Annotated in this window: 1 protein-coding gene (only partly in view); it reads left to right on the top strand. The window is 38.2% G+C overall.

Annotated features, from left to right (window positions below):
* Window positions 1-13,466 carry the 3' portion of a non-ribosomal peptide synthase/polyketide synthase gene (locus tag M4I44_RS16690; RefSeq protein WP_249965449.1) on the top strand. It extends 2,581 nt beyond the left edge of the window, so only the last 13,466 of its 16,047 coding nucleotides appear in the window; its start codon lies beyond the left edge, outside the window; its stop codon occupies window positions 13,464-13,466.
* Window position 13,467 lies beyond the last annotated feature (1 nt).

Raw genomic sequence — 13,467 nt, 5'->3', positions numbered from 1 at the left:
GTGGGCCTGTAGGCAATTCTGAGGTTTATATTTTGGATGAAGCAGACTCTTTGGTTGCCATAGGTTTGTTAGGAGAAATTTGTGTCTCCGGAGATGGTATTGCTCGAGGTTATTTAAATAAACCATTACAAACGATAGAGAAGTTTATCGAACATCCTTTTAAATCTGGTGGAAAGTTATATAAAACCGGAGATATAGGAAGATGGTTACCTGATGGAACAGTAGAGTTTATGGGAAGAAAAGATGATCAGGTTAAAATTCGTGGTCATCGTATAGAATTGGGCGAAATAGAATATGCACTACTAAAACTAGAGGAAGTTAGAAAAGCAGTAGTACTTGTAAAAGCAGATCAAAACTCAAATAAACGTTTAGTCGCTTTTTTAGAACTTACAGAAGAAATAAATACCGGGAATTTAAGAACACAATTGTCCAAAGTGCTTCCTAAGTTTATGATTCCGAATCAATTTATTCAACTCGAAGCAATACCTTTTACCAGTAATGGTAAGGTAGATAAAAATGCATTGCCTGACCCGGATGATTCAGAAGTATCGAGTAAAGAATATGTGGCGCCACGCAACGAAACAGAAATACAGCTAGCCGAGATCTGGCAGAACCTGTTAGGCGTAGAACAAGTAGGAATTCATGACAACTTCTTTGAACTCGGAGGTCACAGTTTACTGGCTACGCGTTTAGTTTCGATGATCCGTAAGGAGTTAATGATAGAAGTTTCTATCCGTGAAGTATTTGAACATACTACAATCTCAGAATTAGGAACTCATATAGCGGCACAGTCAGAAGGTATTTTACTTCCGGTTATTACAGGAGGAGAGCGTCCGGAGCGTATCCCTTTATCGTTTAGTCAGGAACGACTATGGTTTTTGGATCAGCTTCAGGGCAGTACCGAATACCATATTCCTATAGTTTTGAGTTTAGAAGGCGCTTTAGAGATATCGCTGCTGGAACAAACCCTGCATGGTATTGTTTCGCGTCATGAGGTCTTACGCAGTATGCTTTTATCAGAAGAAGGTATCGCTTATCAGCAAATCATCAGTGCAGAAGGCTGGTCACTGGATACAGAGAACATATCGGATGAACTCGTCTTAAAAAATCAGATCGCCGACTATGTTAATCAACCTTTTGATTTATCAAAAGACTATAAACTGCGAGCGTGTTTATACACTTTAGGGAATCAGAAATATGTGCTGGCTTGTGTTTTCCATCATATTGCCAGTGATGGCTGGTCGGAGGGAATTTTGGTGAATGAGTTTACACAATTATATAGTGCATTACAATCCAACAGCACCCCTAATCTACCAACACTTCATTTACAATATGCCGATTATGCGATTTGGCAGCGCAACTATTTAGAAGGAGTAGTTTTAGAGGATCAGTTGTCGTACTGGGAATCCAAACTAAGTGGCGTAAGTACTTTGTCCTTACCAACAGATTATCCCCGTCCTTCGGTTCCGAGCAATGCGGGAGCAGCTGTCTTTTTAGCCTTAGACCAGAAGCTGAGCGCATCATTAAATGCTATCTGTAAAGAGGAGGGAGTAACCTTGTTTATGCTTTTACTATCCGCCTTTAAGATCTTGTTATCGCGTTACAGCGGTCAGGAAGACATTTGTGTCGGAACACCAATTGCAAATCGAACGCAAGCAGAATTAGAAGGAATGATTGGCTTTTTTGTCAACACTCTGGCGCTTCGCAGTGATTTGAGCGGCGATCCGAGTTTTAAGGATGTGTTGTCAAGAGTAAAACAAACCACTTTAGAAGGTTACGACCATCAGTTAACCCCATTTGAGAAGGTAGTTGATCGTGTGGTTACAAGCCGTGATAGGAGTATGAGTCCGTTGTTTCAGGTGATGTTTGTATTACAAAATGAAGGAGATAATCAAGTCCAAAAAGAGAACGAATTACATGATATTATTATTTCCGGATATGAGTTTGATACGGTTAGTTCTAAGTTTGATTTGACATTTAGTGCATCAGAAAATAACAATGGTATTTCATTAGTCTTAAACTATTGTACAGCTTTATTTGATAAGGCTACAATCGAGAGTATGCTGCTGCATTATCAGGAATTATTGCAAAGTATTGTAAGCAGTACCAAACAACCAATCAGTACTCTGTCGATGCTTAGCCAGGCAGAAGAGCATCAATTATTGAATGTTTTCAATAACACTGAAGCTGCCTATCCATCAGATAAAACAATTGTTGATTTATTTATCGAGCAGGTTAAGCAAACACCTAATGCTGTTGCAGTTGTTTATGAAGATGAAAAACTAACCTACAAAGAATTAGATCAGCGCTCCAATCAGTTGGCACACTATTTACGTGAGCAGGGTGTAAAACCCGATGCTCTTGTAGGGATCTGTCTGGAGCGCAGTTTAGAAATGCTAATTGGTATCCTTGGGATCTTAAAATCAGGAGGCGCTTATGTTCCTATTGATCCGGAGTATCCAACAGATCGTATCGCTTATATGCTTAAAGATGCTGGTATTGATTTGGTTGTAAGCAGTCAAACCAGTTGTAATGTTATAAACAGAGATGAAGAATTATCCGTTCTGTGTCTGGATAAAGATTGGGAACTTATCTCAGGGTATCCAACAACAGCGCTTAGTACTGTATTGACAGCCTCTAATTTAGCGTATGTGATATATACCTCAGGAAGTACCGGTACACCTAAGGGAGTTTTGATAACGCATAAAAATGTAGTTCGATTATTTAAAAACGAATCCCCGTTATATGATTTTGGGTCCGGTGATGTCTGGACTTTGTTTCATTCCTTTTGTTTTGATTTCTCAGTATGGGAGATGTATGGAGCCTTATTACATGGAGGCCGTTTAGTGGTTGTTTCTAAGTTCCTAACAAAAGATGCTGTTTCTTTTAAGGAATTACTAATAAAAGAAGGTGTAACAGTTTTAAATCAGACACCAGGTTCATTTTACGTACTTCAGGAAGAATTTTTATCCAAAAAATCATCACATTCTCTGCGTTATGTAATTTTTGGAGGAGAGGCGCTGAATTCCACTTATTTGGAAAGATGGAAGCGTTCTTATGTAGATTGTAAACTGATCAACATGTATGGCATCACAGAAACAACTGTACATGTAACTTACAAAGAGATTACAGAGTCAGATACACAGAGTTTGATCAGTAATATAGGTACTGCAATTCCAACTTTAGGATGTTACATAGTGGATGCTCATTTAAATCTGGTTCCCATAGGAGTAGAAGGAGAATTGTGTATCTCGGGAGCAGGAGTAGCACGAGGTTATTTAAATAGAGAAGACTTAACCAATGAGAAGTTTATAGCGAATCCGTTTAGTGCGGATAAAACTTCCAGATTATACCGATCGGGAGATTTAGCACGCTGGCTTCCGGATGGAAACATAGAATATATCGGCAGAAAAGACGATCAGGTTAAAATTCGCGGCTATCGAATAGAATTAGGTGAGATTGAAAACGCCTTGTCTTCTTTAGCGGGAGTCACACAATGTTGTGTTTTGGCCAAAGAAGATACAGCAGGCAACAAACGTCTGGTTGGTTATGTAGTTTTAGAAGGAGCATTGAACAAAGAGCAATTACAAAACCAATTAAAATTAAGTCTGCCGCAATACATGGTTCCTCAATTATGGGTAGCATTAGATACAATGCCATTAACCGGTAACGGAAAACTGGATAAAAAAGCATTACCGGATCCGGATGGTTCAGAACTATCGAGTAAAGAATATGTAGCTCCGCGTAATGATACAGAAACACAGCTAGCCGAGATCTGGCAAAACCTGTTAGGGGTAGAACAAGTAGGGATTCATGATAACTTCTTCGAACTCGGAGGTCACAGTTTGCTCGCTACGCGTTTAGTTTCAATGATTCGTAAGGAGTTAATGATAGAAGTTTCTATCCGTGAAGTATTTGAACATACCACGATTTCGGAATTAGGAACTCATTTATCATCTCAGTCAGAAGGTATTTTACTTCCGGTTATTACAGGGGGAGAGCGTCCGGAGCGTATTCCCTTATCTTTTAGTCAGGAACGACTATGGTTTTTGGATCAGCTTCAGGGCAGTACCGAATACCATATCCCTATAGTTTTGAGTTTAGAAGGCGCTTTAGAGATATCGCTGTTGGAACAAACCCTGCATGGTATTGTTTCGCGTCATGAGGTCTTACGCAGCATGCTTTTATCAGAAGAAGGTATCGCTTATCAGCAAATCATCAGTGCAGAAGGCTGGTCACTGGATACAGAGATCATATCGGATGAATTATTAAAAAATCAGATCGCCGACTATGTCAATCAACCTTTTGATTTATCAAAAGACTATAAACTGCGAGCGTGTTTATACACTTTAGGGAATCAGAAATATGTGCTGGCTTGTGTTTTTCATCATATCGCCAGTGATGGCTGGTCGGAGGGAATTTTGGTGAATGAGTTTACACAATTATATAGTGCATTACAATCCAACAGCACACCTAATCTACCAACACTTCATTTACAATATGCCGATTATGCGATTTGGCAGCGTAACTATTTAGAAGGAGCAGTTTTAGAGGATCAGTTGTCGTACTGGGAATCCAAACTAAGTGGAGTAAGCACTTTGTCCTTACCAACAGATTATCCCCGTCCTTCAGTTCCGAGCAATGCAGGAGCAGCTGTCTCTTTAGCCTTAGACCAGAAGCTTAAAACTTCATTAAATGCTATCTGTAAAGAGGAGGGAGTAACCTTATTTATGCTTTTATTATCCGCCTTTAAGATCTTGTTGTCGCGTTACAGTGGTCAGGAAGACATTTGTGCTGGAACACCAATTGCAAATCGAACGCAAGCGGAATTAGAAGGAATGATTGGTTTTTTTGTCAATACCCTGGCGCTTCGCAGTGATTTGAGCGGCGATCCGAGTTTTAAGGATGTGTTGTCAAGAGTAAAACAAACCACTTTAGAAGGTTACGACCATCAGTTAACCCCATTTGAGAAGGTGGTTGATCGTGTGGTTACAAGCCGTGATAGGAGCATGAGTCCGTTGTTTCAGGTGATGTTTGTATTACAAAATGAAGGAGATAATCAAGTCCAAAAAGAGAGCGAATTACATGATATCATTATTTCCGGATATGAGTTTGATACGGTTAGTTCTAAGTTTGATTTGACATTTAGTGCATCAGAAAATAACAATGGTATTTCATTAGTCTTAAACTATTGTACAGCTTTATTTGATAAGGCTACAATCGAGAGTATGCTGCTGCATTATCAGGAATTAGTGCAAAGTATTGTTGGCAATATCAAACAACCAATCAGTACTCTGTCGATGCTTAGCCAGGCAGAAGAGCATCAATTATTGAATGTTTTCAATAACACTGAAGCTGCCTATCCATCAGATAAAACAATTGTTGATTTATTTATCGAGCAGGTTAAGCAAACACCTAATGCTGTTGCAGTTGTTTATGAAGATGAAAAACTAACCTACAAAGAATTAGATCAGCGCTCCAATCAGTTGGCACACTATTTACGTGAGCAGGGTGTAAAACCCGATGCTCTTGTAGGGATCTGTCTGGAGCGCAGTTTAGAAATGCTAATTGGTATCCTTGGGATCTTAAAATCAGGAGGTGCTTATGTTCCTATTGATCCGGAATATCCAACAGATCGTATCGCTTATATGCTTAAAGATGCTGGTATTGATTTGGTTGTAAGCAGTCAAACCAGTTGTAATGTTATAAACAGAGATGAAGAATTATCCATTCTGTGTCTGGATAAAGATTGGGATCTTATCTCAGGTTATCCAACAGCAGCGCTTAGTACTGTGCTGACGGCCTCTAATTTAGCATATGTGATATATACCTCAGGAAGTACCGGTATACCTAAGGGAGTGATGAATGAACATAGCGGTATTGTGAATCGTCTACTATGGGGACAATCCCATTATCAGCTTAAGAGTGATGATGCAATTTTACAGAAAACCTCTTTTAGTTTTGATGTATCGGTATGGGAATTTTTATGGGCTATTAGCTGTGGAGCACGATTGGTTTTTGCCAAACCCGAAGGACATAAAGATGTTGAATATTTAAAACAGATTATAGAAAAGGAAAACATCACAACGATTCATTTTGTTCCTTCGATGTTGAGGGTTTTCTTAGAAGATATTAACTTAGGAGACTGTAAATCGTTAAAACAGGTTCTGTGTAGTGGAGAGGCTTTACAAGTAGATCAGGTACTCTTATTTAAAGAAAAATTCAGGAATGTTCGATTAGATAACTTATACGGTCCTACAGAGGCCGCAATTGAAGTTAGTTCATGGGAAGTACCTCTGGAAGATGTTTTATCTCAGGTTTTAATTGGAAAACCGGTAGCCAATATCAGTTTATATGTTTTAGATCATCAAAATCAATTAGTACCAATAGGTGTAATTGGCGAATTGTGTATTGGAGGAGTTCAGGTCGCCCGAGGATATTTGAACAAGGAAGAATTAACAAAGGAAAAATTTATAGCAAATCCATTCAAAGAGGGAGAGCGAATTTACAAGACAGGTGATTTAGCGCGTTGGCTTCCGGATGGAAACATAGAATACATTGGCAGAAAAGACGATCAGGTTAAGATTCGCGGTTACAGAATAGAATTAGGGGAGATTGAAAACGCCTTATCTTCTTTAGCGGGCGTAAACCAATGTTGTGTTCTGGCCAAAGAAGATACAGCAGGCAATAAACGTCTGGTAGGTTATGTAGTTTTAGAAGGAGCATTAGACAAAGACAGACTACAAAACCAATTAAAGTTGAGCTTACCGGAATACATGGTTCCTCAATTGTGGGTGGTATTAGATACAATGCCATTATCCGGTAGCGGAAAGCTGGATAAAAAGTCATTACCAGATCCTGATTTTTCAGGCTTATCCAGTAAAGAATACGTCGCTCCGCGCAATGAAACAGAAACCCAATTAGCAGCAATCTGGCAGAACCTGTTAGGTGTAGAACAAATAGGGATTCATGATAACTTTTTCGAACTCGGAGGTCACAGTTTGCTGGCTACACGTTTAGTTTCGATGATCCGTAAGGAGTTAATAATAGAAGTATCCATCCGCGAAGTATTTGAACATGCCACAATCTCAGACTTAGCAGCCCATATAGCGGCACAATCTGAAGGGGTTTTATTACCAGGTATTGTTGCAGAAGAACGTCCGGCCCGTATTCCTTTATCGTTTAGTCAGGAACGATTATGGTTTTTGGATCAGCTGCAAGGCAGTACAGAATATCACGTACCTATTGTTCTTCGTTTAGAGGGCGCATTAGACGTATCGATACTGGAACAAACCTTGCATTGTATAGTTTCGCGCCATGAAGTCTTACGCAGTATGCTTTTATCAGAAGAAGGTATCGGTTATCAGCAAATCATCAGTGCAGAAGGCTGGTCTTTGGATCAGCTTGCAATATCTGATGTAACTTTACTAGAAAACAGTCTGGATCGTTATCTGGCCCAGCCCTTTAATTTATCGAAGGATTATAAGTTAAGAAGTTGCCTGTATGACTTGGGCAATGAGCAGTATGTCTTAGCATGTGTGTTGCATCATATTGCCAGTGACGGTTGGTCAGAGGGTATTTTGGTAAATGAGTTTATAGAACTGTACAATGCCATGACTCAAGGCAGGAATCCAAATTTACCTACGTTACCAATCCAGTATGCGGATTATGCTATTTGGCAGCGTAAATATATTTCAGGGGAAGTTTTGGAGACCCAGTTGAGTTATTGGGATGATCAATTGCAAGGAGTATTACCATTATTGCTACCTACAGACTATGTGCGACCATCGATTCAGAGTAGATCAGGAGCGAGTATGTCATTTCATATAAATCAAGAAGAAAAAGTTGCATTAGACTCAATTTGCAGATCGGAAGGGGTTACGATGTTTATGCTGTTATTATCGGCTTTCAAAGTGTTGTTATATAAATATAGCGGACAAGAGGATATTTGCGTTGGTACGCCTATAGCCAATAGAACACAGGCTGAATTAGAAGGAGTAATAGGATTTTTTATTAATAATCTAACGATTCGCACTAGGATAGATTCTCAAAGTTCCTTTAAGGATTTATTAGTTCAGGTTAAAGAAACAACTTTAAGTGCCTATAATAACCAGAGTGCTCCATTTGAAAAAATTGTAGACAGGGTGATGACAACTCGGGATACGAGTATGAGCCCTTTGTTCCAGGTAAAATTTTTATTAGATAATACTCCAAGATCAACAGAAGCATTTTTAGATCAAATAACGATAGACAGCTATGAAAGAGATCATATAAGTTCGATATTGGATATTTCATTTAATGCTGTAGAGACAGAAAAAGAGATTTTATTCAATATTGAATATTGTACAGATTTGTTCAAAAGTGATACTATTCAATCTATGATCATTCATTTTGAAGAAATCATCAGTAGTATAATTAAAAATTTAAATGAACCAATAAGTAAGCTTGAGATGTTATCTATTGAAGAAAAACATCAAATACTCTATGAATTTAATAACACCCAAGTTGCTTATCCAAAAGACAAGACTCTAGTTGATTTATTCGAAGAACAGGTTAAGAGAACCCCAAATAATATTGCTGTCGCGTTTGAAGATGAAGTATTAACTTATAAAGAACTAAATGAACAATCAGATTGTTTGGCGTATTATTTAAAGAATACAGGTCAGTTAGAATCAGAAGATATAGTAGGAGTAATGATAGATCGTAATATATGGTCAATTGTTTCTATGTTAGGTATTATGAAATCAGGGGCTTGTTATTTACCAATTGACAAAGATTATCCAGATACACGTAAGTCATTTATTATAGAAGATGCCAATGTAAAATTATTAATTATAGATTCAGAAAGCTTATTTGAAGTGATGGACTATAATACAAAGATATTTTCAATAGACATCGAGTTTGAAAAAATATCGAAAGAGGTTACAGAAGTAGATTCAAAAACTAGTAATGTTAAATCTTCAGATTTAGCTTATGTAATTTATACTTCCGGAAGTACAGGCAATCCAAAAGGAGTTATGATCGAGCATGGTAGTATTGTCAATACAATAGTATCACAAATAAATGCTTTTTCAGTAACCGAAGTTGATAGTTGTTTACAATTTGCGAGTCATTCTTTCGATGCTTCCATATCAGAGATTTTTATATCGTTATTATCAGGATCACAATTATATATAATAGAAGAAGGAAATAAACTTGATGTGAGTTATTTTGTCGATTATGTTGCAAAAAATCAAATATCCATAGCCACATTACCTCCTGCCTTTTTAACATTATTAGATTGTAATCAAATATCTGGCATAAAAACATTGATAACAGCAGGAGAACAAGCACCATTAAAACAGGCAAAGTTATTTGCAAAAACAGGAAAATACATCAATGCTTATGGCCCTACAGAAGCTAGTATTTGCGCCACTATCTTTAGTGGTGATATGGGTACAACGGTTCCTATAGGAACACCAATAGCCAACACCCAAATTTATATACTTGATGATAGTCAAAATACAGTTCCCATCGGAGTAATTGGAGAATTATGCATATCAGGAGCTGGTATAGCTCGTGGCTATTTGAATAGAGATGACTTAACGAGAGAGAAGTTTATAAGGAATCCTTTTATTGAAGGGGAACGACTATACAAAACAGGTGATCTGGCCCAATGGTTACCTGATGGAAATATAGAATATATTGGCAGAAAAGACGATCAGGTTAAAATACGCGGATATCGAATAGAGTTAGGCGAGATCGAAAATGTATTGTTTTCTTTAGCAGGAATTACACAGTGTTGTGTATTGGCCAGGGAAGGAGCAAATGATAGCAAGCGTCTGGTAGGTTATGTTGTATCTGAAGATGATTTTGATAAGCAATCGACACAAGAATCACTAAAATCGAAATTACCTGACTATATGGTACCTCAGTTGTGGGTAGTATTAGATAGTTTTCCATTAACCACTAATGGTAAAGTTGATAAAAAGATATTACCCGATCCGGATAGCTCAGATTTATCCGGTAAAGAATATATAGCGCCACGTAATGAAACAGAAGCGCAATTAGCAGAAATCTGGCAGAATTTGTTAGACGTAGAACGAGTAGGAGTTTATGATAATTTCTTTGAGTTGGGCGGTCATAGTTTACTGGCCATTAGAATGATATCGATGATACGTAAAGTGTTTGAAGTTGAAATGTCAATCTATGAGGTTTTTGAATATCAAAGTATCTTTGAGATCTCAGTACTCTTGTTGTCAAGAGATAAACAGCTTTTACTACCAACTATTGTTGCTCAAGAAAGAGGAGTTCGAATTCCTTTATCGTTTAGTCAGGAACGACTATGGTTTTTGGATCAGCTTCAGGGCAGTACCGAATACCACATTCCTATAGTTTTGAGCTTAGAAGGCGCTTTAGAGATATCGCTGTTGGAACAAACCCTGCATGGTATTGTTTCACGTCATGAGGTCTTACGCAGTATGCTTTTATCCGAAGAAGGTATCGCTTATCAGCAAATCATCAGTGCAGAAGGCTGGTCACTGGATACGGAGATGGTATCGGATGAACTCGTCTTAAAAAATCAGATCGCCGACTATGTTAATCAACCTTTTGATTTATCAAAAGACTATAAACTGCGAGCGTGTTTATACACTTTAGGGAATCAGAAATATGTGCTGGCTTGTGTTTTCCATCATATCGCCAGTGATGGCTGGTCAGATGGAATTTTGATCCGTGAATTTATGGAGCTTTACAGCGCCTTGCAATCCAACTGCACCCCTAATCTACCAACACTTCATTTACAATATGCCGATTATGCGATTTGGCAGCGTAACTATTTAGAAGGAGCAGTTTTAGAGGATCAGTTGTCGTACTGGGAATCCAAACTAAGTGGAGTAAGCACTTTGTCCTTACCAACAGATTATCCCCGTCCTTCGGTTCCTAGTAATGCGGGAGCAGCTGTCTTTTTAGCCTTAGACCAGAAGCTGAGCGCATCATTAAATGCTATCTGTAAAGAAGAAGGAGTAACCTTATTTATGCTTTTATTATCCGCCTTTAAGATCTTGTTGTCGCGTTACAGTGGTCAGGAAGACATTTGTGTTGGAACACCAATTGCAAATCGAACGCAAGCAGAATTAGAGGGTATGATTGGTTTTTTTGTCAATACTCTGGCGCTTCGCAGTGATTTGAGCGGTGACCCGAGTTTTAAGGATGTGTTGTCAAGAATAAAACAAACCACTTTAGAAGGTTACGATCATCAATTAACCCCATTTGAGAAGGTGGTTGATCGTGTGGTTACAAGCCGTGATAGGAGCATGAGTCCGTTGTTTCAGGTGATGTTTGTATTACAAAATGAAGGAGATAATCAAGTCCAAAAAGAGAGCGAATTACATGATATCATTATTTCCGGATATGAGTTTGATACGGTTAGTTCTAAGTTTGATTTGACATTTAGTGCATCAGAAAATAACAATGGTATTTCATTAACGGTAAATTATTGCACAGCTTTATTTGATAAGGCTACAATCGAGAGTATGCTGCTGCATTATCAGGAATTATTGCAAAGTATTGTAAGCAGTACCAAACAACCAATCAGTACTCTGTCGATGCTTAGCCAGGCAGAAGAGCATCAATTATTGAATGTTTTCAATAACACTGAAGCTGCCTATCCATCAGATAAAACAATTGTTGATTTATTTATCGAGCAGGTTAAGCAAACACCTAATGCTGTTGCAGTTGTTTATGAAGATGAAAAACTAACCTACAAAGAATTAGATCAGCGCTCCAATCAGTTGGCACACTATTTACGTGAGCAGGGTGTAAAACCCGATGCTCTTGTAGGGATCTGTCTGGAGCGCAGTTTAGAAATGCTAATTGGTATCCTTGGGATCTTAAAATCAGGAGGTGCTTATGTTCCTATTGATCCGGAATACCCGGCAGATCGTATCGCTTATATGCTTAAAGATGCTGGTATTGATTTGGTTGTAAGCAGTCAAACCAGTTGTAATGTTATAAACAGAGATGAAGAATTATCCATTCTGTGTCTGGATAAAGATTGGGATCTTATCTCAGGTTATCCAACAGCAGAGCTTAGTACTGTATTGACAGCCTCTAATTTAGCGTATGTGATATATACCTCAGGAAGTACCGGTACACCTAAGGGAGTGATGAATGAACATAGCGGTATTGTGAATCGTCTATTATGGACACAATCCCATTATCAGCTTAAGAGTTATGATGCAATTTTACAGAAAACCTCTTTTAGTTTTGATGTATCGGTATGGGAATTTTTATGGGCTATTAGCTGTGGAGCACGATTGGTTTTTGCCAAACCCGAAGGACATAAAGATGTTGAGTATTTAAAACAGATTATAGAAAAGGAAAACATCACAACGATTCATTTTGTTCCTTCGATGCTGAGGGTTTTCTTAGAAGATATTAACTTAGGAGACTGTAAATCGTTAAAACAGGTTCTGTGTAGTGGAGAGGCTTTACAAGTAGATCAGGTACTCTTATTTAAGGAAAAATTCAGGAATGTTCGATTAGATAACTTATACGGTCCTACAGAAGCTGCAATTGATGTGAGTTCATGGGAAGTACCTCTGGAAGATGTTTTATCTCAGGTTTTAATTGGAAAACCGGTAGCCAATACCAGTTTATATGTTTTAGATCATCAAAATCAATTAGTACCAATAGGCGTAATTGGCGAATTGTGTATTGGAGGAGCTCAGGTAGCCCGAGGATATTTGAACAAGGAAGAATTAACAAAGGAAAAATTTATAGCAAATCCATTTAAAGAGGGAGAGCGAATTTACAAGACAGGCGATTTAGCGCGTTGGCTTCCGGATGGCAACATAGAATACATCGGCAGAAAAGACGATCAGGTTAAAATTCGCGGCTATAGAATAGAATTAGGCGAGATCGAAAACGCCTTATCTTCTTTAGCGGGCATAAACCAATGTTGTGTTTTGGCCAAAGAAGATACAGCAGGCAATAAACGTCTGGTAGGTTATGTAGTTTTAGAAGGAGAATTGAACAAAGAGACATTACAAAACCAATTAAAATTAAGCTTACCGGAATACATGGTTCCTCAATTGTGGGTGACTTTAGAAAAAATGCCGCTCACCAGTAACGGAAAGCTGGATAAAAAAGCATTGCCGGATCCGGATGGTTCAGACTTATCGAGTACCGAATACGTCGCTCCGCGCAATGAAACAGAAACCCAATTAGCAGCAATCTGGCAAAACCTGTTAGGTGTAGAACAAATAGGGATTCATGATAACTTTTTCGAACTCGGAGGTCACAGTTTACTGGCTACGCGTTTAGTTTCAATGATCCGTAAGGAGTTAATAATAGAAGTATCCATCCGCGAAGTATTTGAACATGCAACAATTGTAGAGTTGGCATCGCTTATTGAATTTTTTGAACAAGATTTTAATGAGGATCATCAAGACAGTGAAAACTACAATGTAACTATAGAAATATAAT

It is taken from the genome of Flavobacterium sp. B183 (genome assembly GCF_023539155.1).
GTDB lineage: Bacteria > Bacteroidota > Bacteroidia > Flavobacteriales > Flavobacteriaceae > Flavobacterium > Flavobacterium tructae.
The sequence above is the reverse complement of the archived record's forward strand: the minus strand, read 5'-3'. Positions and strand labels throughout refer to the sequence as shown.